Below are 24,662 nucleotides of genomic sequence, written 5' to 3'. Positions count from 1 at the left end.
GCTAATGCGTCATATCTGATATATCAGTAAGCAAACTTAATGAAATATACAATAACAACAATAAAGTATGTAATTTTTCTTATATCTGATATATTAGATCCGTTAATTTTGAATAAATTAATTACAATGGAGCCGGGTTTAACCATGGAGGAGAAGAAAATGAAAAATAGATTAAAGCGTGATTTTAGTCACATATCAATTGAAATACCCAAATCCATCACCCAGGTGATTAAAGAGAAAATAAGGGAGATGATTATCCATGGCGATTTCGATCTTGGGCAAGCGATCAGTGAAAATGAACTATCAAATATTCTGATGGTAAGTAAAACACCAATTCGTGAAGCTTTTATTTGGCTGAGTTATAATGAAAACCTGGTCAACATCATTCCCCGCAGTGGGACATTTGTTTTTTCTGTCACCGACGAGGATATCAATGATCTCATCAAAATGAGGGTTATCCTTGAACAGGGCGCAATTCGTGAAGCGATGGAGAAAAATGCTAACAATGTCATAGTCGAATTAAGCAATATTTTATCGAAGTCAGCAAAAATTAATGCAGAGCGAGATACGCAAGCTTACCTCAAACTGGATCATGATTTTCATTATGTTTTTGTGAAATATGCCGATAATAAATACATTTCACAAGCACACCTGTTGATCTCAGCACGTTTATTGGCAATTCGCTACAGACTGGATTTTACCGCTGAATATATCACCAGCTCTAACCGTGGACATGCCACTATTTTGGATATGTTAAAAAACAACAACGTCGAGGGCGTCTGTAATTTTATCACGCACCACATCGGTAGCGGTTTTACAGAACGCGCAAGAAAACTTCTTGCGCTGAAAGCGTAATAAAGACGGCAGTAGATATAACGCAGCGACTTTGCACCTGCTATACTGCCCCGATAGATCAATAGCGGAATCTCATGTACTCATGAACACTGAAAAACCGTCGGTAGCTCACAACGTTGACCATAATGAAATCGCCAAATTCGAAGCCGTCGCGTCGCGCTGGTGGGATCTGGAGGGCGAATTCAAGCCATTGCATCGCATCAACCCCCTACGCCTTGGCTACATTACTGAGCGCTCAGGCGGCCTGTTCGGTAAAAAGGTGCTCGACGTCGGCTGTGGCGGCGGTATTCTGGCGGAGAGCATGGCGCGCGAAGGCGCAACCGTCACCGGGCTGGATATGGGCTTTGAGCCTTTGCAGGTCGCCAAACTGCATGCGCTGGAAAGCGGCATCGAGGTAGAGTACGTGCAGGAGACGGTTGAGGAACATGCGGCAAAACACGCCCAGCAATACGACGTCGTCACCTGTATGGAAATGCTGGAGCACGTTCCCGATCCGCAATCGGTCGTCCACGCCTGCGCCCAACTGGTTAAACCCGGCGGCGAGGTGTTCTTCTCAACGTTGAACCGCAATGGGAAATCCTGGCTGATGGCGGTCGTCGGCGCTGAGTATATTCTGCGCATGGTGCCAAAAGGCACGCACGACGTGAAGAAATTCATTAAGCCTGCTGAACTGTTAAGCTGGGTAGATGAAACCGTCCTGAAAGAGCAACATATCACCGGGCTGCACTACAACCCGATAACCAATACTTTCAAACTCGGTCCCGGAGTAGACGTTAACTACATGTTGCATACCCGCGCTAAAAAAGCCTGACATCAAAGAATTTTCCTATAAGGGTTGCGTTAGATCATCGGGCGCAACCTTTCTCTTCGATGAAGAAATCAGCATTCGATCAAATTTTGATTTTTTTTTATGAATTGTTGACATCCTCTCCAGGCCTTATCAGACGCGCATTTAGCGATTCTTACGCTTTTGCAACCGCAATTTAACGCCAAAATCAACTCTTGTACTCAAAAGAATCCCTACTAGAATACTCACCATATAGCGTTTCACTTATCGATTACCCCCTATATATAGTATTTATCCACAGAGTTAGTCACAACGTGGCGTTGTGGATAAGCGGGGGGATATTTTTCTTTCACGGACAGGTAAACAGGTAGAAAACCACATGAATCAGAGTCTGCTGGTGACAAAGCGTGACGGCCGTACTGAGCGCATCAATCTCGACAAAATTCATCGCGTTCTTGATTGGGCGGCAGAAGGACTGAATAACGTATCGGTTTCTCAGGTCGAGCTACGCTCGCATATTCAGTTTTATGATGGGATTAAGACCTCCGATATCCATGAAACTATCATTAAGGCTGCCGCAGACCTGATCTCTCGCGATGCGCCGGATTATCAATACCTGGCTGCGCGTCTGGCGATTTTCCACCTGCGTAAGAAAGCCTTCGGCCAGTTTGAGCCGCCCGCACTTTACCACCATGTGGTAAAAATGGTTGAGCTTGGCAAATACGACAATCATCTGCTGGAAGACTACACGGAAGAAGAGTTCAAGCAGATGGATTCGTTTATCGTTCACGATCGCGATATGACCTTCTCCTACGCTGCCGTTAAGCAGCTGGAAGGGAAATATCTGGTGCAAAACCGCGTGACCGGCGAAATCTATGAAAGCGCGCAGTTCCTCTACATTCTGGTAGCGGCCTGCCTGTTCTCGAACTACCCGCGTGAAACGCGTCTTGACTATGTAAAACGTTTTTACGATGCGGTCTCTACGTTCAAAATCTCGCTGCCGACGCCCATCATGTCCGGCGTGCGTACCCCGACCCGTCAGTTCAGCTCCTGCGTACTGATCGAGTGTGGCGACAGTCTGGATTCCATCAACGCCACCTCCAGCGCTATCGTGAAATACGTTTCTCAGCGCGCCGGTATCGGTATCAACGCGGGACGCATTCGTGCGCTGGGCAGCCCGATTCGCGGCGGCGAAGCCTTCCACACCGGCTGTATTCCGTTCTACAAGCACTTCCAGACGGCGGTGAAATCCTGCTCGCAGGGCGGCGTGCGCGGCGGCGCGGCGACACTGTTCTATCCGATGTGGCACCTGGAAGTGGAAAGCCTGCTGGTACTGAAAAACAACCGTGGCGTGGAAGGCAACCGCGTACGTCACATGGACTACGGCGTACAGATCAACAAACTGATGTATACCCGCCTGCTGAAGGGCGGCGACATTACGCTGTTCAGTCCGTCCGATGTACCCGGGCTATACGATGCGTTCTTCGCCGACCAGGACGAATTCGAACGCCTGTACGTGAAATATGAAAACGACGACAGCATCCGCAAACAGCGTGTGAAAGCGGTCGAACTGTTCTCGCTGATGATGCAGGAACGCGCCTCTACCGGTCGTATCTATATCCAGAACGTTGACCACTGCAATACTCACAGTCCGTTCGATCCGGTTGTCGCCCCGGTACGCCAGTCTAACCTGTGTCTGGAGATTGCCCTGCCGACCAAACCGCTGAACGATGTCAACGATGAAAACGGCGAAATTGCGTTGTGTACGCTGTCTGCATTCAACCTGGGCGCCATTAAAACTCTGGACGAGCTGGAAGAACTGGCTATTCTGGCAGTACGCGCTTTGGATGCTCTGCTCGATTATCAGGATTACCCGATTCCGGCTGCCAAACGCGGCGCAATGGGCCGTCGTACGCTGGGCATTGGCGTGATTAACTTCGCCTACTGGCTGGCGAAAAACGGTAAACGTTATTCCGACGGCAGCGCCAATAATCTGACGCATAAAACCTTTGAAGCCATTCAGTACTATCTGCTTAAAGCGTCCAACGAACTGGCGAAAGAGCAAGGCGCCTGCCCATGGTTCAACGAAACCACCTATGCAAAAGGCATTTTGCCGATCGACACCTACAAAAAGGATCTGGATGCGATCGTCAACGAACCGCTGCACTACGACTGGCAACAGCTGCGTGAATCGATCAAAACCCACGGTCTGCGTAACTCCACGCTATCGGCGCTAATGCCGTCGGAAACGTCGTCCCAGATCTCCAACGCCACCAACGGTATTGAGCCGCCGCGCGGCTACGTCAGCATCAAGGCCTCGAAAGACGGTATTTTGCGTCAGGTCGTGCCGGATTATGAGCATCTGAAAGACGCTTACGAACTGTTGTGGGAGATGCCGAACAACGACGGTTATCTGCAACTGGTGGGTATCATGCAGAAGTTTATCGATCAGTCGATTTCCGCCAATACCAACTACGATCCGTCACGTTTCCCGTCAGGAAAAGTACCGATGCAGCAACTGCTGAAAGATTTGCTCACCGCGTATAAGTTTGGCGTGAAAACTCTGTACTATCAAAATACCCGCGACGGCGCGGAAGATGCGCAGGACGATTTGGCGCCTTCTATTCAGGACGATGGCTGCGAAAGCGGCGCTTGTAAGATCTGATGAATAGTGCCGGGTAGCGCTATGCTTACCCGGCCTACGATTGTACGGTTTGTAGGCCGGATAAGGCGCTTGCGCCGCCATCCGGCGCTCATCCCATAAAGGATTCACTTCAATGGCATACACCACTTTTTCACAGACGAAAAACGATCAGCTCAAGGAACCCATGTTCTTTGGCCAGCCGGTCAACGTTGCACGCTATGACCAGCAGAAATATGACATCTTCGAAAAACTGATCGAAAAACAGCTCTCTTTCTTCTGGCGTCCGGAAGAGGTCGACGTCTCCCGCGATCGTATCGATTATCAGGCGTTGCCGGAGCACGAAAAACATATCTTCATCAGCAACCTCAAATACCAGACGCTGCTGGATTCCATTCAGGGACGTAGCCCGAACGTCGCCCTGCTGCCGCTCATTTCCATCCCGGAGCTGGAGACGTGGGTAGAGACCTGGGCGTTTTCTGAGACGATTCACTCACGATCCTACACCCACATTATTCGTAACATCGTCAACGATCCGGCGGTCGTTTTTGACGATATCGTGACCAATGAGCAAATTCAGAAGCGCGCCGAAGGGATCTCCGCCTACTACGACGAACTTATTGAGATGACCAGCTACTGGCATCTGCTCGGTGAAGGCACCCATACCGTTAATGGCAAAACGGTTGTCGTGAATCTGCGTGAGCTGAAGAAAAAACTGTATCTGTGCCTGATGAGCGTGAACGCGCTGGAAGCCATTCGCTTCTACGTCAGCTTCGCCTGCTCTTTCGCATTTGCCGAGCGTGAACTGATGGAAGGCAACGCCAAAATTATCCGTCTGATCGCCCGTGACGAAGCTCTGCATCTGACCGGCACGCAACATATGCTGAACCTGTTGCGTAGCGGCGTGGACGACCCGGAGATGGCGGAAATCGCCGAAGAGTGTAAACAGGAATGTTATGACCTGTTCGTGCAGGCGGCGCAGCAGGAAAAAGAGTGGGCGGACTATCTGTTCCGCGACGGTTCGATGATCGGCCTGAATAAAGATATCCTGTGTCAATACGTTGAATATATTACTAATATTCGTATGCAGGCGGTAGGGCTGGATCTGCCGTTCCAGACCCGCTCCAACCCAATCCCGTGGATCAATACCTGGCTGGTGTCCGATAACGTTCAGGTCGCGCCACAGGAAGTGGAAGTTAGCTCTTATCTGGTCGGACAAATCGATTCGGAAGTCGATACCGACGATCTGAGTAATTTCCAGCTCTGATGGGACGCGTCACGCTGCGTATCACTGGCACACAACTGCTGTGCCAGGATGAACACCCTTCTCTGCTGGCCGCGCTGGAATCGCATAACGTTGAGGTGGAGTATCAGTGCCGCGAAGGTTATTGCGGCTCCTGTCGTACCCGGCTGGTTGCCGGTCAGGTTGACTGGATTACGGAACCTTTAGCGTTTATCCAGCCGGGAGAGATTTTGCCCTGCTGCTGCAGGGCAAAAGGCGATATCGAAATCGAGATGTAACTCAGTGCAACTCGCTGGTGGAAACCAAAGGCATCACGCCACGTTTTTTCATCTGCACGGCATACAGTGCGCCAGCGAGTACCACCAGCACCGCGCCAGCGACATAAATCATACGATAGCCAACCGACTCAACCATCATTCCCATGATAAAGGCGCCAATCGCCATTCCGGCATCCATCGCGTTAAAGAACAGTGAATTCGCCACGCCGATTTTATGCGGTTCAACCGAGCTGATAATTTGCGTCTGGAAAACCGGTGTGACCGAACCGTAGCCGATACCGATGAGACCGCCGGAAATAATCATCATGATGCTGCCATTGGTGTAGCCCAGCGCCACCAGACCGATGGTAAAAGCCAACAGGCATGGGAAAACAACGTATTTCGGCCCTTTTTTATCACAAATATTCCCGGTGAAGGTACGGCATATCATCAGGAAAATCGCGTAGCACAGCAGGAAATTACTGGCCGCCGCCATTAAATCCAGCTCACGAGCATACAGCGCCAGGAAAGCCGACACGCCGGCATAGGAGAAAGTCATAAAAAAGGTGACCAGCGCAAAAGGCAAGGCGGCGCGGTCAAACATCGCGGCAAAACCCAGATTCGGTTTCGAACCATCGGCATGACGAATTACCGGAGGGACCGTCACAATCAGGGAAAGTACAATCCCTAACGCCGCTACAGCGGAACAAAGCCAGAATGCGGCAGTGAACGCGTTCCAGCGGGCCATATTCAAACCGATCCACGGTCCTACGACCATCGCCAGGCCCATCGCTAAAGAGAAAAAGCTGATGCCCTCTCCACGTCGGGAGGCCGGAATTAACCGCGCTGAAATAGTTCCTTTTACCGTGGTAATAACACCAAACGTAATCCCATGAAGTACGCGGATAAAGAGCAGCGACTCGATAGAATGGCAAACCGGATACAGCGCAGTAATCACCAAAAAAGCCAGAGAAGAGAGCACCAGAATCTTTTTATTCGAATATTTTCCCACCCACTGCCCGGCAAACGGCCGAATAACAATTGCCGCGGCCAGGAAACATGTCACTAACAGCCCGGCCTTATCTGCAGAAGCATGCAGGCGGTCAGCGATATAAATGGGTAATAAAGTTAGCAGTACATAAAAAACAAAAAAGATAATAAAACTGACTATGGTGATTGCCCAAAAATCCTTCGTCCATAATTTTTCTTTCATTCTTAACGACCCGCTCAGATGGCGCACGCAGGCAACGCTCAGCTCAACTGAACACCTATCAGGTGCGTCAAAATGTGATGTATTCGATAGAATCGCAGTATAAACAAGTGCACTCTATTAGAAAAATTAATCGTTTTAATTATATTGATTAGGTTTTACTAATGACACTAACCCAAATCCACGCCCTGCTTGCCGTACTGGAGTACGGCGGATTTACCGAAGCCAGCAAACGGCTATACATGACGCAATCCGCCGTCAGCCAGGCCATCTCCGCGCTTGAGGAGGAGCTCGGCGTTGACATATTGATTCGTGAGCGTCGTAAAGAGATTGAGCTTACCGCCGCCGGTAGCCGCATCGTCAGGCACTTACGCGCGATCCAGCGCGACGTCAACGCGGTAAAAGAGATTGCCGAACAAGAAAAAAAGAACCCGGCCCGTACGCTACGGATTGGCTGTTTTCCCAGCGCCTGCGCCTGCATTTTACCCGGCGTCATTCGCTATTTTGAAAGCCATCATCCAAATGTAAAAATTATCCCTTATGAAGAGAACAGTACGGCTATTATTGATTCGCTGCAGGACGGAAGTATTGATGCCGGTTTCGTTCCTTTTCCGGTCAACGGTATGTATTGCGTCCCCATTTACCGGGATAAATTCACCGTAGTGGTGCCTGAAAATCATCCCCTGGCGGCCAATAGTACAGTCACGGTCGAAGAACTGATGGACGAACCACTTATTGTCAGTAAAGGTCGTTATGAATTAAGCATTATGGCGTTGTTTAAAGAAAAGGGTATTGAGCCGATATTTAAATATGAATTTAACCATCCCGATACTGCGCTGAATTTTATTCGCCAGGGATTAGGTATCGCCTTATTGCCAGAATTAACCTTAAAAGCCACGACAGGAAAATTATGCTCCGTGGCGCTGGAACCCACCTTTTATCGACAAATTTCCCTGTTAGCAAAAGAACCGCCGGTAGAAGGAAGTCCGTTATTTTTATTACAAAAATGTATGGAAACACTGACCGATGAGGGGTTGCTATAAAACAACCCCGCCTGATGGCATTGCGTTTACCAGACTTACGCTGGCAAACGTTGCGCCAGACCGGATGAGGCGTTTATGCCCTCATCCGGCGCGTCACTTCGACTATGGCAAACCTTTAGTCATTTTTTTGCAGGAACATGACCGCCTTATCCGGGAAGTCAGTGAACAGCCCGTCGACGCCCGCCTTGTTATACAGGATGTCGTACAACTGATTGACGTCTGTGGCATAGTCCGGCAATTGATCGGCACGCACAGTGTAAGGATGCACTACCATCATATTCTGATGCGCGTCTTGCACCATTCCAGTCAGCTTGATATTCCCTTTCGTTGAGCCTTCCGCGACCAGCATATGGTAATCCGGACCAATACCGTCCGCATATTCCGCCACCTGCTTCATGGCGCCCGGCTTAAACATCCAGTCGTAGTTGTAATTTACCCAACGACCGTCCGGCTGTTTCTGCTGTGTTTCATTCCAGTCGGTATACGCAATAAGTTGAACCAGATTGAGATCCATCCCCATTTTGGGTTCCAGTTCATTCTTAATACGTTTCAGTTCAGCGACATCAAAACACTGCAAATAGACATTGTCCTGCTTGCCGGTGTAACCATACTTCTTCAGCACTTCCAGCGTTTTCGCGGCAATATCTTTCCCTTCCTGATGATGGAACCACGGCGCTTTAATTTCCGGATAAATACCGATATTTTTACCGGTAGAGTGATTTAATCCCTGAACGAATTCAATTTCCTCTTCAAAGGTATGAATGCGGAAATCAGATTTTCCCATCGGGAAACGGCCCGGATAAGTTTGTACTTTTTTGCCGTTTTCAATATCAAACCCTTCGGTAAACTTCAGGGATTTAATTTCATCCAGCGTAAAATCGATAGCGTAATAGCGCCCATCTTTACGCGCCCGGTCCGGAAAACGATCAGCGACGTCAGTTACCCGGTCAAGGTAGTGGTCATGGAGGACGACCAGATGGTCGTCCTTTGTCATCACTAAATCTTGTTCCAGATAATCTGCCCCTTGCGCATACGCCATCGCTTTCGCCGGTAGCGTATGCTCCGGCAGATAACCGCTGGCGCCACGGTGGGCGATAACGACTTTTTCAGCCGCCACGGCGCCGCTTCCGATGGTCATTCCTGCCAACATTAACGCCACGCTAAGGTTTTTCAGTGTGGTTTTCATGTTATTAGCCTCCGTTGCGTTTTAACTGCAGCTCATCATGATGGCGTTTTTCACCAATCATCACGACCACCAGCAGGATTACCGCCAGAATGCTGCCGCCAATCATCACCATAAAGCCGCCATCCCAACCGAAGAAGTCAACGGTATAACCCACAATGGCGCTTGCAGCGACAGAACCGCCCAGGTAACCAAACAGACCGGTAAAGCCCGCCGCCGTACCCGCCGCTTTTTTCGGCGCCAGTTCCAGCGCGTGCAGACCGATCAACATTACCGGGCCGTAGATCAGGAAGCCGATGATAATCATACAAGCCATATCAACGTTCGGGTTGCCTGCCGGGTTCATCCAGTAAACGATGGTCGCGATAGTGACCAGGGTCATAAAGAATACGCCCGTCGCGCCACGGTTGCCGCGGAAAACTTTATCCGACATCCAGCCACACAGCAGCGTGCCCGGAATACCCGCGTATTCATACAGGAAGTAGGCCCAGGAGGATTTATCCAGTGCGAAATGCTTCACTTCTTTCAGGTAGGTCGGCGACCAGTCGAGGATACCGTAGCGCAGCAGGTAGACGAACACGTTGGCGATAGCGATGTACCACAACAGTTTGTTTGGCAGTACGTACTGCATGAAGATCTGCTTCGCAGTCAGCTCTTCTTCCGCTTTTTCGTTGTAGTCGTCCGGATAGTCGTTTTTATACTCTTCGATAGGCGGCAGACCGCAGGATTGCGGCGTATCGCGCATCATTGCGAAAGCGAACAGCGCCACCACAATCGCGCCAAAGGCTGGCATATAGAGCGCCGCTTTCCAGTCGTTAAACCACGCCATCCCCAGCAGGAACAGCAGTGGCGGGATCCCGCCGCCGACGTTATGCGCACAGTTCCAGACCGACACAATGCCGCCGCGTTCTTTCTGCGACCACCAGTGAACCATCGTACGACCGCACGGCGGCCACCCCATCCCCTGGAACCAGCCGCAAAGGAACAACAGCACAAACATCACGGCGATGCTGGATGTCGCCCACGGCACAAAGCCCATAAACAACATGACTGCTGCGGCCAGAATCAACCCTGCCGGCAGGAAAACGCGCGGATTCGAGCGATCGGACACCGAACCCATTATAAATTTCGAAAAACCATAAGCGATGGAAATCCCGGACAGCGCAAAGCCCAGATCGCCGCGTGAAAAACCCTGTTCTACCAGGTAGGGCATCGCGAGGGCAAAGTTCTTGCGCACCAGATAATACGCGGCATAGCCAAAGAATATCCCCAGGAAAATCTGCCAGCGTAATCGGCGATAGGTCGGATCAATCTCCGCCGCTGGCAAGCGCGCTTTATGCGGCGCTGGTTTAAAAATACTCAACATATTGTAGCCTCCGTGGCCCATATTTTATTTAGAGGTAAACACCGCAGTTCGTTCAAACAACCCCGCTGCTCCCAGTGTGGCCGCGATGTTAAGTAAAGATACGTCACGTTAATGTGAATTACAGCACATATTGTTACAGATTTATGACTAATGTTCAGAAAGGCGCACGAAATCACGTTTCATTTTCGAATAGTGAGCGATTATGCGCGAAATCAAACATTCCATATGATTTGTATGGCTAAATGATAAAAAACGAACTGTGAGGAAAAACAATGAAAACTCGCGACTCGCAAGCAAGTGACGTGATTATCATTGGCGGTGGAGCAACAGGCGCAGGGATCGCCCGCGACTGCGCGCTGCGCGGTTTACGTGTCATTCTGGTGGAGCGGCATGATATAGCGACCGGCGCAACCGGGCGTAACCACGGGCTGCTGCACAGCGGCGCTCGTTATGCGGTTACCGACGCGGAATCCGCGCGCGAGTGCATTAGTGAAAACCAGATTTTAAAACGGATCGCCCGCCATTGCGTCGAACCGACGGATGGTCTGTTTATTACGTTGCCGGAAGATGATCTTGCGTTTCAGGCCACCTTTATTCGCGCCTGTGAAGCGGCAGGCATTCGCGCTGAAGCCATCGATCCGCAGCAGGCTCGCATCATCGAACCTTCCGTTAACCCTGCGCTCATCGGTGCGGTAAAAGTGCCGGATGGCACCGTGGACCCTTTCCGCCTTACCGCCGCCAATATGCTGGATGCCAGAGAACATGGCGCAATCGTGTTAACGGCGCATGAAGTGACCGGGCTCATTCGTGAAGGCGCAACGGTCTGCGGCGTCCATGTGCGCAACCATCTCACTGGCGAAACCCAGACGCTTCACGCGCCGGTGGTGGTCAATGCGGCAGGTATCTGGGGGCAACGGATCGCCGAATACGCCGACCTGAGTATTCGCATGTTCCCGGCGAAAGGCTCGCTATTGATCATGGACCATCGGATCAACCAGCATGTCATTAACCGCTGCCGGAAACCATCGGATGCCGACATTCTGGTACCTGGCGATACGATTTCACTGATCGGCACCACCTCTACCCATATTGATTACAATGAGATAGACAGCAACCGCGTCACCGCAGATGAAGTCGATATCCTGCTGCGTGAAGGGGAAAAACTGGCCCCTGTCATGGCGAAGACGCGTATTCTGCGCGCGTATTCCGGCGTCCGCCCGCTGGTGGCCAGCGATGACGATCCCAGCGGTCGTAACGTCAGCCGCGGTATTGTGTTGTTCGACCACGCCGAACGCGACGGGCTTGATGGCTTCATTACCATTACCGGCGGGAAGCTAATGACTTACCGCCTGATGGCGGAATGGGCGACCGACGCCGTGTGCCGCAAGTTGGGCAATACTCGCCCCTGCATCACGGCGGATACGCCGTTGCCTGGCTCAAAAGAGTCTACGGAACATACGCTGAAACGCATTATCTCGCTTCCCGCGCCGCTACGCGGATCGGCGGTTTATCGGCATGGCGATCGCACGCCGGGGTGGCTGAGTGAAGGCCGCCAACACCGTAGCCTGGTCTGTGAATGCGAGGCCGTCACGGCGGGGGAAGTGCAGTATGCCGTCGAAAACTTAACCGTGAACAGCCTGCTGGATCTGCGCCGTCGCACCCGCGTAGGGATGGGCACTTGCCAGGGCGAACTGTGCGCCTGCCGCGCGGCCGGGCTATTGCAGCGTTTTAATGTGACGACCGCGGCGCAATCTATTACGCAACTCTCTGAATTTCTGAATGAGCGCTGGAAAGGCGTACAACCTGTCGCCTGGGGAGACGCGCTACGCGAAAGCGAATTCACGCGCTGGGTTTATCAGGGATTATGCGGTCTGGAGAAGGAGCACCAGGATGAAATTTGATACGGTTATTATGGGCGGCGGTCTCGCCGGTTTGCTATGCGGACTGCAGCTCCAGCAGCATGGATTACGCTGCGCCATCGTCACCCGCGGACAAAGCGCGCTGCATTTTTCCTCCGGCTCGCTGGATCTACTCAGCGCCCTGCCCGACGGCCAACCGGTGACCGACATTACCGCCGGGCTTGATGCGCTGCGCCGCCAGGCGCCTGAACATCCTTATTCGCGTTTAGGCGCGCAAAAAGTCCTTACGCTGGCGCAACAGGCGCAAACGCTACTTAACGCCAGCGGCGCGCAGTTATACGGCGACGTACAGCAGGCGCACCAGCGTGTCACGCCGCTTGGCACATTGCGTTCAACCTGGCTTAGCTCGCCGGAAGTACCGGTCTGGCCGTTATCCGCACAGCGAATTTGCGTCGTCGGCGTTAGCGGATTACTGGATTTCCAGGCGCACCTTGCGGCAGCGTCGCTGCGCCAACGCGACCTCAACGTGGAAACCGCAGAAATCGACCTTCCGGAACTGGACGTACTGCGTGATAACCCGACGGAATTTCGCGCGGTCAATATTGCGCGTCTGCTTGATAACGAAGAAAAATGGCCACTGTTGTACGACGCGCTGTCGCCAATAGCGACAAACTGCGACATGATCATCATGCCCGCCTGTTTCGGGCTGGCGAACGATACGCTGTGGCGCTGGCTTAACGAACGTCTGCCCTGCGCGCTCACGCTGCTGCCGACGCTGCCGCCATCGGTGCTCGGTATTCGTCTGCACAATCAGCTCCAGCGCCAGTTTGTCCGTCAGGGCGGCATCTGGATGCCGGGCGATGAAGTGAAGAAAGTCACCTGCCGTCGCGGTACCGTGAGCGAAATATGGACCCGCAACCATGCCGATATCCCACTGCGCCCGCGTTTTGCCGTACTTGCCAGCGGTAGCTTCTTTAGTAGCGGTCTGGTTGCCGAGCGCGAAGGGATCCGCGAACCTATTTTAGGGCTCGACGTACAGCAAACGGCCACCCGCGCCGAATGGTATCAACAACATTTCTTCGACCCACAGCCCTGGCAGCAGTTTGGCGTCGTGACGGATGACGCTTTCCGCCCCTCCCTTGCGGGCAACACGGTAGAAAATCTGTATGCAATAGGTTCTGTGCTGGCGGGATTCGATCCTATAGCTGAGGGATGCGGCGGCGGCGTCTGCGCAGTCAGCGCCCTCCAGGCCGCGCACCATATCGCTGAGCGTGCAGGAGAACAGCAATGAGCGACACACGTTTTGAAAGTTGTATTAAATGTACGGTGTGCACCACCGCGTGCCCGGTCAGCCGCGTTAATCCTGGCTACCCTGGCCCTAAACAGGCCGGACCGGATGGCGAACGCCTGCGTCTGAAAGACGGCGCGCTGTATGATGAGGCGCTGAAATATTGCATTAACTGCAAACGGTGTGAGGTCGCCTGTCCGTCGGACGTGAAGATTGGCGATATCATCCAGCGCGCCCGCGCGAAATACGATACGACGCGCCCGTCATTGCGTAACTTTATTCTCAGCCATACCGATCTGATGGGCAGCGTTTCAACGCCGTTCGCGCCGGTGGTCAATACCGCCACCGCATTAAAGCCAGTGCGCCAGTTGCTTGATTACGCGCTCAAAATCGATCATCGCCGCACCTTACCAAAATACTCTTTCGGCACCTTCCGCCGCTGGTATCGTAGCGTGGCGGCGCAGCAGGCTAAATACAAAGATCAGGTCGCCTTTTTCCATGGCTGTTTTGTGAATTACAACCATCCGCAGCTCGGAAAAGATCTGATTAAGGTGCTGAACGCAATGGGTACCGGCGTACAGCTGCTGAGTAAAGAGAAGTGTTGCGGCGTACCGCTGATCGCTAACGGTTTTACGGATAAAGCTCGCAAACAGGCTATCAGCAATGTGGAGTCGCTACGCGAGGCGATTGCCGTCAAAGGTATTCCGGTCATCGCCACGTCATCCACCTGTACGTTTGCGTTGCGCGATGAATATCCTGAAGTGCTGGACGTGGACAACGCCGGGCTGCGCGAACATATCGAGCTGGCCACCCGCTGGCTATGGCGCAAACTGGATGCCGGGAAAACGCTGCCGCTTAATCCTTTGCCGCTGAAAGTGGTCTACCATACGCCGTGTCATATGGAAAAAATGGGCTGGACGCTTTACACGCTTGAATTATTGCGGCAAATTCCGGGGCTTGAATTGACGGTACTTGATTCACAGTGCTGCGGCATTGCCGGTACGTATGGATTTAAAAAGGAAAACTATCCGACATCACAGTCCATCGGCGCGCCGCTGTTCCGCCAGATTGAAGAGAGCGGCGCCGACATTGTCGTCACCGATTGTGAAACCTGTAAGTGGCAAATTGAGATGTCTACAAGCAAACGCTGCGAACACCCCATTACGCTACTGGCCCAGGCGCTCGGCTAAGTAAAAAGCGCCGGAGCCCCTCCGGCGCCATTACCCTACTAACCGGGACCGATTTTCCATCAGACATATACCCTTCATACTTCAAGTTGCTTATGTGTTGGCTACGGATTATTTTGGGTATAAACGCGGATGTCTCTTTGCAATAACCTGCCCTATTTGGTTAACCATGACCGCTAACCCACGGTGGCATGACAGATAACGACGTTACTGTTTATAGAGCAATATCTCTTGTATCGACGCGTTACCAGTCTCCTTTAAAGAGGGGGATAACTGAATATCTCCAATAATAATTGAGAGTTATGTGAATAAGAAGAAAATCAGGTCTATGCCTGATTTAATATATCCCCCACTAACAATAATATTTTTACAAATAATTATAAATTACATCATATTCGCTACTTTCACCTACCAGGAAACAGAGCAAAATGAATATATGTGTAAATTCACTTTACCGATTGAGCACACCGCAATTTCACAGTTTATATGCAGGAGAGGTGAGCGATGAGACGCTTGCGTTGTTGATTGGCGAAGTAGAGAATGGTAATCAGAATTGTATTGATCTGTTATGCAATCTTGCGTTACGCAACGATGACCTGGGACATAGAGTTGAGAAATTTCTTTTTGAACTCTTTAGCGGAAAAAGATCGGGCTCACCAGATATAGATAAAAAAATCAATCAGGCTTGCCTTGTATTACATCAAATTGCCAATAACGATATAACAAAAAATAATACTGAGTGGAAAAAGCTACATGCCCCTTCCAGATTACTTTATATGGCCGGTTCCGCGACAACCGACCTTTCTAAAAAAATAGAAATAGCACATAAAATTATGGGCAACCAGTTCGCTCAGACAGATAAAGAACAGGTTGGAGTTGAAAATCTTTGGTGTGGTGTGCGAATGATGTCGTCAGATGAGCTGGCAGCTGCAACGCAAGGTCTGGTTCAAGAATCACCTTTTCTCTCGGTAAACTATCCCATTGGGCTTATTCATCCTACCACCAAAGAAAATATATTAAGCACTCAGCTACTTGAAAAGATTGCTCAATCAGGATTATGTGAAAATGAAATCTTTCTGATAAATACAGGAGATCACTGGCTTCTCTGTTTATTTTATAAACTTGCAGAAAAAATAAAATGTCTCATATTTAACAGTTATCATGATTTAAATGAAAATACTAAGCAAGAGATTATAGAAGCAGCAAAGATTGCAGGTATATCAGAAAACGATGAGGTTAATTTTATCGAAATTAATTTACAGAATAATGTACCCAACGGCTGTGGTCTATTTTGTTACCATGCAATTCAACTCTTATCGAATGCCGGACAAAACGATCCTGTTACCACACTACGAGAATTTGCGGAAAATTTCTTAACGCTTCCAGTAGAGGAACAAACACTATTTAACACCCAAACCCGGCGACAAATATATGAATACAGTCTCCAGTAATGGTGAGTACTTAGAGCCTATCCCATTAGGCTATTTTATTCGCCATTTTGGGACCGGGCAGTGCTCAAAATCCTCACGTACTACGTGTACGCTCCGGTTTCTGCGCGCTGGCTGGCCCCAAACTGGCTTCAACAATTACGCCTGGTGGGATAGGCTCTTATCCTGAAATGATGCTCTGCGAAGAATTTATAAGTATATAAGGGTGGGAAGGCCAGGCCTTCCCACTAAAAGTTCTATGCCGTCAATGATTCAACCACGTCTATCCAGCCATGCTCGCTGATAATGTCCTCGCCATTAAGCCAGCGGCGCAGCATATTTAGCGCCATCATCGCGCAGACCTCCTGACGTATTGCCAGACTATACCGATTGGCGCTAAAACGCACGCGTAAGGCATACGTGCCATCCGGCATTTTTCTCAATAACTACGTTTTGCCGTGCTTACTGACTGAACAGATTTAAACATCGCCAACCTGCTGTCCAGCGCTTCGGTGTAGAGCATCGTATCTACCCCGACCGCGACAAAATTCGCGCCCCACGCCAGACATTTCTGCGCCATTGCCGGATCGACCGCCAAAAAACCCGCCGCTTTTCCGGCGGCGCGAATACGATAAATACACGCTTCAATGATCCGCTGCACTTCCGGGTGTCCGGCATTATCGGGGTAACCCAATGAAGCAGAGAGATCTGCCGGACCGATAAAGACGCCATCAATGCCTTCAACCTCCAGAATCGCGTCAAGGTTTTCCAGCGCCACTTTGCTTTCAACCTGCACCAACAGGCAGAGCGACTCATTGGCCTGTGCCATATAGTTGTCGATTCTCCCCCAGCGCGCCGCACGCGCCACGCTCGCGCCAACGCCTCGTTGCCCCAACGGCGGGTATCGGGTAGCGGAAACGACCTGGCGCGCCTGTTCTGCGGTGTCAACCATCGGGATCAGTAGCGTTTGCGCCCCGATGTCCAGTACCTGTTTAATGAGCGCTTTACTTCCCTCGATCGGGCGAATCACCGGCTGGCTGGCATATGGGGCGATGGCCTGTAACTGATGATACAAGTCCTGCACCGTATTAGGCGCGTGCTCGCCATCTATTAACAACCAGTCATAACCCGACGTCGCCGCAATCTCCGCCATATAAGAGGTGGTTGAACTGAGCCACAAACCAATTTGCGTATCCCCTTTACGTAATCCTTCTTTAAAAGGATTTGATAACAATGCGTTCATAGCGATCCTTACAACGTAGATAAGATTAATGATGCGCAGCGCCGGATTGCGCCACCGGACGATTAACGCTCAGCGTGAAGATAATTAATGAGCCAATGATGGCGACTCCGGCCAGCGTCAGCAGGCCCGCCGCATCGCTGGCAAACAACGTTTCCGCTTTTACGCGCAGAATTGGGGCAATAAAACCGCCCACAGCGCCAAAGAGATTAACGAAACCAATTCCTGCCGCCAGAGCCGTACCGGAAAGTAGCTGCGTCGGCATGGTCCAGAATACGGGCTGAACGGCAATAAATCCTACTGCTGCAACACAGAGCGCCAGAATAGCGAGCACCGGAGAAACCAGACCTGACAGGCCAATGCCAATGCCCGCAGCCAGTAGCGTCACTGCCGCAACGTTACGGCGATCGCCGGTACGGTCGGAGTAGCGAGGAATAAGCCATGTGCCAAGCAAAGCCGCCACCCAGGGAACCGCTGTTACCACCGAAGCGGTAAAGCCCACTTTAGTGCCCAATAGCGCGGCAACCTGGGTCGGCAGGAAAAAGATGAGTCCGTATACCGCCACCTGAATCGTCAGATAAATAATAGCCAGTTGCCAGACGCGTCCATTACGCAGCGCATCCGCAAGCCTTGACGTGACCTTTTTCTCTTCTTCGCTCGCCAGTTGCCTGATAAGCGCGTTCTTTTCTTCCAGGCTAAGAAAACGCGCCTGCTGCGGAGTGTCATCAAGCCAGAAAAAGGTGAATATCCCTGCGCCAATCGCCAGTAGGCCTTCGATAACGAACATCCAGAACCATCCCGGGTGCCCCATAAAACCATGCATCTCCAGCAGAGCGCCGGAGAGCGGCGAACCCAACGTTAACGCCAGCGGCGCCCCCATATAAAATAGCCCCATAATGCTGGCACGGTTACGCTGCGGGAACCATTGTGAAGTTAGATAGATCATGCCGGGGAAAAATCCAGCCTCCGCCGCGCCTAATAGCGTGCGGATTATCAGGAATTTTGCTTCACTATCCGCCCAGGCCATCGCAGCAGAGAGAAAGCCCCACAGCAGGGTAGTCGTGCCGATCCAGGTTCTTGCGCCAAATTTGCGCATCAGCAGGTTAGCCGGTACGCCAAGGAAAGCGTAAACCACAAAGAAAATACCAGCCCCTAGCGCGTAGGCTTCATTACTTAGCCCGGTATCTATCTGATAGGTCTCTTTGGCAAAACCAATATTTGAACGATCCAGAAACGCCAGTACATACAGCGCCAACATAAAAGGAATTAAACGTGCGCGGTTTTTCTTCACTACGCCGTCAAGTAAAGTGATGCTCATAGCAATATCCTCAACAGGATGAGGGCGTTGCCGTACAAAGGCAACGCACGAGTTATTAGTGGCTATAAGGGCGTTTCAAGTGACAGTCACGGTTAAGCTCGACGCCGAAGCCCGGCTTATCCAGCACTGATTTATGGATGCGCCCATTCACCGGCACCGGCTCATCCAGGAGAATCGGGTCAAATTGCGGACGCAGGGTGGAGCAGTCCGGGCTGGTCATCAGGAACTCGCTGAAAGGGGTATTAGTGAAAGTAATAACTGCATGGTGCGAATAGACAGACGAACCGTGCGGCACCACCAGTTGCCCGCGCGATTTGGCAAGCGCGGCGATCTCAACCAGCGTGGTTAATCCGCCGCACCAGCCAACATCCGGCTGCATAATATCAATGCCGGTTTCTGCCAGAGTGCGGAAGGATTGCAGCGTACCATGGTGTTCGCCGCTGGTAACCATCATCCCTGCAGGCGCGTTGCGTTTTAATTCGCGATAGCCTTCATACTGCTGCGGCGGCAGACACTCTTCAATCCATTTGAGATTAAATGGCGCACAGGCGTGAGCCAGTTTAGTCGCATAGTTCACATCCTGACTCATCCAGCAGTCGAGCATCAGCCAGAAATCCGGCCCGCACTTTTCACGCATATCCGCCACCATCGCGGCATCTTTACGGATCCCCGCATCACCATCGTGCGGCCCCCAGTGAGTCGGCATTTTACCGCCGATAAAGCCCATTTCTTTAGCCAGATCCGGGCGTGCGCCGGTGGCGTAAAACTGAATTTCATCGCGTACCGCTCCGCCCAGCAATTTATAAACCGGCAGCCCAACCACCTTGCCAAACAGATCCCACAACGCCAGATCCACACAGGAAATCGTGTTCATCACCAGACCGCCGGAACCGGAGTAGTACATGGTCGCGCCGAGCATCTGATCGTGAATAAGTTTGATATCGCTTACGCATTTGCCTTCAATAAACCGGTTAAGATGTTTTTCTACGATAAAACAGCCCATCTCCCCTGCTGTCGAAACGGCGAACCCCGTCTGCCCATTTTCCGCCTCTACTTCGACGATCAGCGTCCCTAACACGTTGATTCCAAAAGACTGACGAGACTGCTCATAGTCGCGATATTTGCTCATGGGAGTGGCGATATGGTCATCAATCCAGTGATTTCCTCCCTGGTCGTGATAATCCCCGCCGCCAGCCCCTTTCTCTGCGGTAGCGCCCCCAATAAACCAGGCTCGAACGTGTTTAATTTTAGGAAGAGTCATAATATTCTCCATTTTAAGATGCGAGTGAGTCGAAGGGACTTTTCCATCCCAACAGGCGTGAAATATCTTTGGCACAGGCAATAGCTTTACCGGCCAAATAATCAAGATTCTCTTCGTTGATTTGCAGGCGTGTGCCGACCACTGAAATTGCCGCGGTCAGTTCGTTTCTGGCATTAAATACCGGTGCGGCAACGCAGCGGACATCCGGATAATCCTCCCCGTTATCAAAGCTCCATCCACGCTGGCGAATGCGTTCCAGCTCATCATTCAATTGTTGCGGCTCGGTGATGGTGGTCAGCGTGGCTCGCTCCCATACCATTTTTTCAATAATGGCTTTGCGTACGGCGGCCGGCTGCCATGCCAGCAGGCATTTGCCGATGCCGGAACGATAAAGAGAGAGGCTTTTCCCCTCATGCGAGCGCACGCTGATAGTGGATGAGGATTCCACTTTCAGTATGTAATACGCATTTTCGTGGTCGATGATCCCCAAGTGACACAGCAGCCCGGTTTCATCCATCAGTTGTGTTAGACGAGGACGCGCCAGCTCCCGCAGATCCATCTTGCTGAGCGCATGACCCGACAATTCAACGAGCTTAGTCCACAGGCAGTAGTTCTCCTGATGATCGAGGCTAATAAATCGCTGACGTTTTAATTCATTCAACAGCAGGTACGCGGTGCTTTTTGGAATACGCAACGTTTCAATAATGATTGCCGCGCTGCATGGGCCAATACGCGCGATCAAATTGAGGATGTCGATTGCGCGAGTAAGAGCCGGGACTTTACTTGATTCCAACATATTGGACTCCAGTCTGAGACACTGGAATCAGTGTGAAAGGTCAGCAGGGAAAAAATTGTGAAGCGCGTCAAAGCTTATCCGCCTTCCAACGGAGTGGAAGGGTTAACCATATAAATGTGAATTAACGCACGTATTACTTTGTATTCAGTACAATTGGCTGGACAAAAAAGCAGATAATATTGCCGGATAATGGCATAGCGGCCTTATCCGGCTCACGATGTCGTTCCCATCGCAGATAAGAGAAAGGGATTATGATGTCAATGATTCAACCACGTCTATCCAGCCATGCTCGCTGATAATGTCCTCGCCATTAAGCCAGCGGCGCAGCATATTTAGCGCCATCATCGCGCAGACCTCCTGACGTATTGCCAGACTATACCGATTGGCGCTAAAACGCACGCGTAAGGCATACGTGCCATCCGGCGTCGCCAGCGCGAAATTAAGATGTTCGTTTTCCAGCCCCGACACGGCCAGCGCCAGACCGGCATAATGATTGCTGCGCCGTTCTGTCGTCCAGTGCGCCGTTTGCGCCAGCGTCTCTTCCTGAGAAGGAACGACTTCGCTGGCAAGAACAGGCGCCCCGGCGCGGGAAAGCTGTAGCGCCAGTAAACCGCTGGTGTATTGCTCGCTCAACGTCAGACTCAACTGCCTTTCCTGCAGGCGGCGGGCTATTTGCGCCGGCAGATTCTCCGTACCTTCGAAAATCAGACTCTGCCCGGCAACCCGTTTGACCTCTGGCCATAACGCCAGCATCGCCTCCCGTTGCGTCGCCGGGCCGGTCAACTTCAGTTCAATGATCGGCATTGATGAGCGATACCCCATCGTCACGCCGGGCGGCAACGGCAGTGAATCGAGACGCTGCGCGAGGTCGCTTTCTGAACGTCCAAAAGTCGTTAACCGCAGGCAAAGCGGCGGCTCCGGCAGCGAAAAACGCGCGCGTAACCGCGGTAAGATTTCCTTCTCCACCATAACCTTAAATTCCGACGGTACGCCGGGGGTGAAAAACATCAGGCAGCGGTTGAGCTGGAGCGCAAATCCACAGGCAGTGCCGACCGGATTATTAATAAACTCCGCGCTGGCAGGCAGTTCCGCCTGTTTACGGTTGCTCGGCGCCATCACGCGACCACGCTGCTGAAAGTAACGTTCCATTTCGGTCAGCCACGCCTGGTGCAGTACTAATCCTTCGCCTTTTGCCGTTGCCGCGGCGAGCGCGCTTAAATCATCGCTGGTCGGCCCTAACCCGCCATTAACAATCAAAACATCAGCATGTTGACTGCGTTCACGCAAGATAGCGACCAGACTGTCCAGATTATCGCCTACCGTATTTCGCCGTGATAACGGAACGCCCTGATGAAAGAAAAAATCAGCCAGCCAGGCGGCATTGGTGTCAATGATTTGTCCGTGCAACACCTCATCCCCGGTGGATAGCATTTCCACATTTAGCATTGTGTTCTCCTGCTCTTATGATGAAAACACTATAACGCAAAGACGAATATGACGTGGAAAGAAGAATGACGGGAAAAGGAGGAATATGGCGCGACGATTGCCGCGCCGTTAGCATCAAAAGCTGGCGTTTACGCCAACATAAGGGCCGTCAGCAATCGCATTATCGCGGTTGCCGTCTTTACCCGCCAGGTTCAGGTAACGATAACCGGCTTCAATGCTCAGCGGGCGCATAATGGTGAAACGCGCGCCTGCATTCGCTTCTTCATAACTGTCGATACCGCTGGACAGCGAATCTGGTGAATAATAATACTCGCCGAACAGACGGAAGCTGTTGCCGATTTTCCATTGTAGCCCACCGCCGACAGCCGCCGCATAGCCTTCATCGCTGTCTTTCGGATTGGTATAAATACCTTTACCGCCTACCGTCGCCAGCAGCGGTCCCACCGGAATGTTCAGCCCCAGACCCACGCCCGCAGCGTCGCCATCATCATCGTTGTGCATCCAGTTGCCGCTTAGCGCCAGTCCCGTCGATTCCGTACCAAAACCCACGCCAATGTTGGTGTAATCTTCGCCCGCCTGGCCGCTAATACTGATGGCCTGCGCCGATGCAGAAACGAACAGCATTCCGGCAAAACCTAATAATATGCTTTTTTTCATTTTTACCCTTTCCAGCAAGCACATAAAGAAAAACTCCCCAAAACGGCAGAATTGTACTGCCAGACGCTGAGGAATCAATGCACTAAAAAACCATTCCAAAAACATATTGTAACGAAATACTACTTTCGCCATGCCGCATCATTGCGCCATCACATGGCGACGCCTGCATCAACAGGATTAACAAAAAACGCAGTCTGCGTTATCGCTTCCATTTTTCACAAAGAATTTCGCAGAACGATTTGTTAAGCTGATGACCTGGTGGTTTAAGGAAGCGACTTATGCGTCAACGAACTATAGTTTGCCCATTAATTCAAAATGATGGCTGTTATCTGCTGTGCAAAATGGCCGACAACCGCGGCGTCTTTCCCGGTCAGTGGGCGCTGTCGGGCGGCGGGGTCGAGCCGGGCGAACGCATTGAAGAGGCGCTGCGTCGGGAGATTCGGGAGGAACTCGGCGAACAACTGATTCTGAGCGATATTACGCCGTGGACCTTCCGCGACGATATCCGCGTTAAAACCTACGCTGATGGCAGACAAGAAGAGATTTATATGATTTATCTCATCTTCGACTGTGTTTCCGCTAATCGCGATATATGTATTAACGACGAATTTCAGGACTACGCCTGGGTCAAGCCAGAAGAACTGGCGCTGTATGATTTGAATGTAGCGACACGCCACACATTAGCATTGAAAGGGTTATTATAATGACGACAGCCGCTTCAGGCTGTCTTTACGCTTTTAACATGCGGCTAGCCGGGAACAAATTCACCATCTAAAAAGAGTTTTCCGTTTTCCGAATGCATAACGAGCGCATTAAGATAGTCCGGATCAAACTTTACGCCGCGCTTATTTTTTGCAATATACGTCAAACAATGATTATGGGTAAAAATGACTATATTTTTATTCTGCGACTTTTTCAGTAACGTATTGATTGAAGCATAAATACCGCTGCCGCAATCCATCATTTTTTTATCCACCGTAAGCGACCTGCCCGCAGAAAACCAGGTTGCCGACTGGATGGTGCGCACCGTATTACTGGAATAGAGATTGTAATTTTGTATATCAGCACTGAAGGCTTTACCCAGCGCTCTGGCATCTTGCGCACCGTTGACCGTAATCCCCGTGCTGTCTGACAGGCAGGTATTATCGGAACGATCGCACCGCTCGGCATGGCGGAATAACACGACTACCGGATGCTGCTTCGCCAGCGCCGCCAGCGCTTTACCGTTAATCTGCGGTAGACCGTTACCACTCCAGGCATGTTGTGAGGTCAACCCGGCGATAATAACCAACGCCCCCGCCAGAGTCGCGAGATAGCGTTTGTTTTTAATAAAGCGTAGGGTAAATGCCAGCACATTAACCTCTCAGGCAGACAGTGCAGCTAACTTAATAGCAATACGATTAAAATGAAATTCCGCAACGGAAGACCAGGCCAGAAACATAAAAACAGCTTTTGGGCATGCATAAAATGCCTTAAACTTTCGGCGAAAGCAAAGCATAATTCCGTTAAAAATTATCTTTTTACTTCACCTTAATTTCTTAATGTTAATTTAATATTCATCCAGTAGGGTTCAGCTAAATGCGTTAAAAAATAAGCCC

General features: G+C 51.2%; 22 protein-coding genes. 11 read left to right on the top strand and 11 right to left on the bottom strand.

From position 1 onward, the window contains the following. The first annotated feature begins 39 nt into the window (after nt 1–39). From ACLJPQ_RS21630 to yfaE, 5 genes are all read left to right on the top strand, one after another. Nucleotides 40–855, top strand: coding sequence for a GntR family transcriptional regulator (locus ACLJPQ_RS21630; protein ID WP_226999123.1), 816 nt, complete (start codon nt 40–42; stop codon nt 853–855). Nucleotides 856–937: 82 nt separating this feature from the next. Next, complete coding sequence (gene ubiG, locus ACLJPQ_RS21625) at nt 938–1,666, top strand: bifunctional 2-polyprenyl-6-hydroxyphenol methylase/3-demethylubiquinol 3-O-methyltransferase UbiG (RefSeq protein WP_001091009.1); 729 nt, start codon at nt 938–940, stop codon at nt 1,664–1,666. A 355-nt stretch (nt 1,667–2,021) separates the two neighbouring features. Beyond that, nucleotides 2,022–4,307, top strand: a complete 2,286-nt coding sequence (gene nrdA / locus ACLJPQ_RS21620) for a class 1a ribonucleoside-diphosphate reductase subunit alpha (protein WP_001076495.1) — start codon at nt 2,022–2,024, stop codon at nt 4,305–4,307. A 112-nt stretch (nt 4,308–4,419) separates the two neighbouring features. Continuing rightward, on the top strand, nt 4,420–5,550 hold the full coding sequence (nrdB, locus tag ACLJPQ_RS21615) for a class Ia ribonucleoside-diphosphate reductase subunit beta (protein ID WP_000332026.1): 1,131 nt from the start codon (nt 4,420–4,422) through the stop codon (nt 5,548–5,550). Then, on the top strand, nt 5,550–5,804 hold the full coding sequence (yfaE, locus tag ACLJPQ_RS21610) for a ferredoxin-like diferric-tyrosyl radical cofactor maintenance protein YfaE (RefSeq protein ID WP_000533921.1): 255 nt from the start codon (nt 5,550–5,552) through the stop codon (nt 5,802–5,804). The genes nrdB and yfaE overlap by 1 nt, the downstream gene beginning before the upstream one ends. A 1-nt stretch (nt 5,805) precedes the next feature. Here yfaE and ACLJPQ_RS21605 read toward each other — a convergent pair whose 3' ends face one another. Beyond that, nucleotides 5,806–6,996 (bottom strand): MFS transporter, encoded by a 1,191-nt coding sequence (locus tag ACLJPQ_RS21605; protein ID WP_000660247.1) that lies wholly within the window; start codon nt 6,994–6,996, stop codon nt 5,806–5,808. Nucleotides 6,997–7,157: 161 nt separating this feature from the next. Here ACLJPQ_RS21605 and ACLJPQ_RS21600 point away from each other — a divergent pair, with 161 nt between their 5' ends. Next, on the top strand, nt 7,158–8,036 hold the full coding sequence (locus tag ACLJPQ_RS21600) for a LysR family transcriptional regulator (protein ID WP_000176719.1): 879 nt from the start codon (nt 7,158–7,160) through the stop codon (nt 8,034–8,036). 115 nt (nt 8,037–8,151) lie between these two features. On the opposite strand, the gene glpQ is transcribed toward ACLJPQ_RS21600, so the two are convergent. Together glpQ and glpT are read right to left on the bottom strand one after the other, a co-directional pair. Then, nucleotides 8,152–9,222, bottom strand: a complete 1,071-nt coding sequence (gene glpQ / locus ACLJPQ_RS21595; RefSeq protein WP_080185165.1) for a glycerophosphodiester phosphodiesterase — start codon at nt 9,220–9,222, stop codon at nt 8,152–8,154. A 4-nt stretch (nt 9,223–9,226) separates the two neighbouring features. Further along, complete coding sequence (gene glpT, locus ACLJPQ_RS21590; protein WP_000948739.1) at nt 9,227–10,585, bottom strand: glycerol-3-phosphate transporter; 1,359 nt, start codon at nt 10,583–10,585, stop codon at nt 9,227–9,229. A 272-nt stretch (nt 10,586–10,857) separates the two neighbouring features. On the opposite strand from glpT, the gene glpA reads away from it, so the two are divergent. The 4 genes from glpA to sseL all read left to right on the top strand — a co-directional run bounded on the left by glpA (nt 10,858) and on the right by sseL (nt 16,370). Further along, nucleotides 10,858–12,486: an anaerobic glycerol-3-phosphate dehydrogenase subunit A gene (glpA, locus tag ACLJPQ_RS21585; RefSeq protein WP_000857205.1), complete on the top strand. Its 1,629-nt coding sequence runs from the start codon at nt 10,858–10,860 to the stop codon at nt 12,484–12,486. Then, the gene (gene glpB, locus ACLJPQ_RS21580; RefSeq protein ID WP_000667152.1) at nt 12,476–13,735 is read left to right on the top strand and encodes a glycerol-3-phosphate dehydrogenase subunit GlpB; all 1,260 of its coding nucleotides are present in this window, start codon (nt 12,476–12,478) and stop codon (nt 13,733–13,735) included. The genes glpA and glpB overlap by 11 nt, the downstream gene beginning before the upstream one ends. Then, the gene (gene glpC / locus ACLJPQ_RS21575) at nt 13,732–14,922 is read left to right on the top strand and encodes an anaerobic glycerol-3-phosphate dehydrogenase subunit GlpC (protein WP_001285726.1); all 1,191 of its coding nucleotides are present in this window, start codon (nt 13,732–13,734) and stop codon (nt 14,920–14,922) included. The genes glpB and glpC overlap by 4 nt, the downstream gene beginning before the upstream one ends. A gap of 425 nt (nt 14,923–15,347) precedes the next feature. Then, complete coding sequence (sseL, locus tag ACLJPQ_RS21570; RefSeq protein ID WP_080185163.1) at nt 15,348–16,370, top strand: SPI-2 type III secretion system effector deubiquitinase SseL; 1,023 nt, start codon at nt 15,348–15,350, stop codon at nt 16,368–16,370. Between the two features lie 233 nt (nt 16,371–16,603). Here the strand turns inward: sseL and ACLJPQ_RS21565 are convergent, their stop codons facing one another. The 7 genes from ACLJPQ_RS21565 to ACLJPQ_RS21535 all read right to left on the bottom strand — a co-directional run bounded on the left by ACLJPQ_RS21565 (nt 16,604) and on the right by ACLJPQ_RS21535 (nt 23,064). Continuing rightward, nucleotides 16,604–16,780, bottom strand: coding sequence for a hypothetical protein (locus tag ACLJPQ_RS21565; protein WP_001112765.1), 177 nt, complete (start codon nt 16,778–16,780; stop codon nt 16,604–16,606). A 5-nt stretch (nt 16,781–16,785) separates the two neighbouring features. After that, the gene (yfaU, locus tag ACLJPQ_RS21560; RefSeq protein ID WP_000992941.1) at nt 16,786–17,589 is read right to left on the bottom strand and encodes a 2-keto-3-deoxy-L-rhamnonate aldolase; all 804 of its coding nucleotides are present in this window, start codon (nt 17,587–17,589) and stop codon (nt 16,786–16,788) included. 25 nt (nt 17,590–17,614) lie between these two features. Further along, nucleotides 17,615–18,904 (bottom strand): MFS transporter, encoded by a 1,290-nt coding sequence (locus tag ACLJPQ_RS21555; protein ID WP_000028931.1) that lies wholly within the window; start codon nt 18,902–18,904, stop codon nt 17,615–17,617. A 55-nt stretch (nt 18,905–18,959) separates the two neighbouring features. Beyond that, nucleotides 18,960–20,165: an L-rhamnonate dehydratase gene (gene rhmD, locus ACLJPQ_RS21550; RefSeq protein WP_001530644.1), complete on the bottom strand. Its 1,206-nt coding sequence runs from the start codon at nt 20,163–20,165 to the stop codon at nt 18,960–18,962. A gap of 13 nt (nt 20,166–20,178) precedes the next feature. Next, entirely contained in the window at nt 20,179–20,961 is a 783-nt protein-coding gene (locus tag ACLJPQ_RS21545) for an IclR family transcriptional regulator (protein ID WP_000894173.1), read from the bottom strand. A gap of 249 nt (nt 20,962–21,210) precedes the next feature. Next, nucleotides 21,211–22,407 carry a nicotinamide mononucleotide deamidase-related protein YfaY gene (locus ACLJPQ_RS21540; protein WP_138010039.1) on the bottom strand — a complete coding sequence of 399 codons (1,197 nt, stop codon included), beginning with the start codon at nt 22,405–22,407 and terminating at the stop codon, nt 21,211–21,213. A gap of 114 nt (nt 22,408–22,521) precedes the next feature. Beyond that, nucleotides 22,522–23,064 carry a YfaZ family protein gene (locus ACLJPQ_RS21535; RefSeq protein ID WP_001670658.1) on the bottom strand — a complete coding sequence of 181 codons (543 nt, stop codon included), beginning with the start codon at nt 23,062–23,064 and terminating at the stop codon, nt 22,522–22,524. A gap of 278 nt (nt 23,065–23,342) precedes the next feature. Here ACLJPQ_RS21535 and nudI point away from each other — a divergent pair, with 278 nt between their 5' ends. After that, nucleotides 23,343–23,768 carry a nucleoside triphosphatase NudI gene (gene nudI / locus ACLJPQ_RS21530; protein WP_001249902.1) on the top strand — a complete coding sequence of 142 codons (426 nt, stop codon included), beginning with the start codon at nt 23,343–23,345 and terminating at the stop codon, nt 23,766–23,768. Nucleotides 23,769–23,812: 44 nt separating this feature from the next. On the opposite strand, the gene pmrG is transcribed toward nudI, so the two are convergent. Next, nucleotides 23,813–24,418 carry a lipopolysaccharide core heptose(II)-phosphate phosphatase PmrG gene (gene pmrG / locus ACLJPQ_RS21525; RefSeq protein ID WP_064035074.1) on the bottom strand — a complete coding sequence of 202 codons (606 nt, stop codon included), beginning with the start codon at nt 24,416–24,418 and terminating at the stop codon, nt 23,813–23,815. Nucleotides 24,419–24,662: the final 244 nt, after the last annotated feature.

Origin of the sequence: Salmonella sp. SAL04213, from assembly GCF_046550535.1 — a bacterium.
In the GTDB taxonomy this organism is placed as follows: Bacteria; Pseudomonadota; Gammaproteobacteria; order Enterobacterales; family Enterobacteriaceae; genus Salmonella; species Salmonella enterica.
The sequence above is the reverse complement of the archived record's forward strand: the minus strand, read 5'-3'. Positions and strand labels throughout refer to the sequence as shown.

What these genes read in the sequence shown, in the direction of transcription:
- nrdB (WP_000332026.1), top strand. Translation starts at nt 4,420, where the DNA reads ATGGCATACACCACTTTTTCACAGACGAAAAACGATCAGCTCAAGGAA.
- ubiG (WP_001091009.1), top strand. Translation starts at nt 938, where the DNA reads ATGAACACTGAAAAACCGTCGGTAGCTCACAACGTTGACCATAATGAA.
- glpQ (WP_080185165.1), bottom strand. Translation starts at nt 9,222, where the DNA reads ATGAAAACCACACTGAAAAACCTTAGCGTGGCGTTAATGTTGGCAGGA.
- ACLJPQ_RS21600 (WP_000176719.1), top strand. Translation starts at nt 7,158, where the DNA reads ATGACACTAACCCAAATCCACGCCCTGCTTGCCGTACTGGAGTACGGC.
- rhmD (WP_001530644.1), bottom strand. Translation starts at nt 20,165, where the DNA reads ATGACTCTTCCTAAAATTAAACACGTTCGAGCCTGGTTTATTGGGGGC.
- ACLJPQ_RS21535 (WP_001670658.1), bottom strand. Translation starts at nt 23,064, where the DNA reads ATGAAAAAAAGCATATTATTAGGTTTTGCCGGAATGCTGTTCGTTTCT.
- sseL (WP_080185163.1), top strand. Translation starts at nt 15,348, where the DNA reads ATGAATATATGTGTAAATTCACTTTACCGATTGAGCACACCGCAATTT.
- nudI (WP_001249902.1), top strand. Translation starts at nt 23,343, where the DNA reads ATGCGTCAACGAACTATAGTTTGCCCATTAATTCAAAATGATGGCTGT.
- yfaE (WP_000533921.1), top strand. Translation starts at nt 5,550, where the DNA reads ATGGGACGCGTCACGCTGCGTATCACTGGCACACAACTGCTGTGCCAG.
- glpT (WP_000948739.1), bottom strand. Translation starts at nt 10,585, where the DNA reads ATGTTGAGTATTTTTAAACCAGCGCCGCATAAAGCGCGCTTGCCAGCG.
- ACLJPQ_RS21555 (WP_000028931.1), bottom strand. Translation starts at nt 18,904, where the DNA reads ATGAGCATCACTTTACTTGACGGCGTAGTGAAGAAAAACCGCGCACGT.
- glpC (WP_001285726.1), top strand. Translation starts at nt 13,732, where the DNA reads ATGAGCGACACACGTTTTGAAAGTTGTATTAAATGTACGGTGTGCACC.
- yfaU (WP_000992941.1), bottom strand. Translation starts at nt 17,589, where the DNA reads ATGAACGCATTGTTATCAAATCCTTTTAAAGAAGGATTACGTAAAGGG.
- glpB (WP_000667152.1), top strand. Translation starts at nt 12,476, where the DNA reads ATGAAATTTGATACGGTTATTATGGGCGGCGGTCTCGCCGGTTTGCTA.
- glpA (WP_000857205.1), top strand. Translation starts at nt 10,858, where the DNA reads ATGAAAACTCGCGACTCGCAAGCAAGTGACGTGATTATCATTGGCGGT.
- ACLJPQ_RS21630 (WP_226999123.1), top strand. Translation starts at nt 40, where the DNA reads ATGAAATATACAATAACAACAATAAAGTATGTAATTTTTCTTATATCT.
- nrdA (WP_001076495.1), top strand. Translation starts at nt 2,022, where the DNA reads ATGAATCAGAGTCTGCTGGTGACAAAGCGTGACGGCCGTACTGAGCGC.
- ACLJPQ_RS21605 (WP_000660247.1), bottom strand. Translation starts at nt 6,996, where the DNA reads ATGAAAGAAAAATTATGGACGAAGGATTTTTGGGCAATCACCATAGTC.
- ACLJPQ_RS21540 (WP_138010039.1), bottom strand. Translation starts at nt 22,407, where the DNA reads ATGCTAAATGTGGAAATGCTATCCACCGGGGATGAGGTGTTGCACGGA.
- ACLJPQ_RS21565 (WP_001112765.1), bottom strand. Translation starts at nt 16,780, where the DNA reads ATGCCGGATGGCACGTATGCCTTACGCGTGCGTTTTAGCGCCAATCGG.
- ACLJPQ_RS21545 (WP_000894173.1), bottom strand. Translation starts at nt 20,961, where the DNA reads ATGTTGGAATCAAGTAAAGTCCCGGCTCTTACTCGCGCAATCGACATC.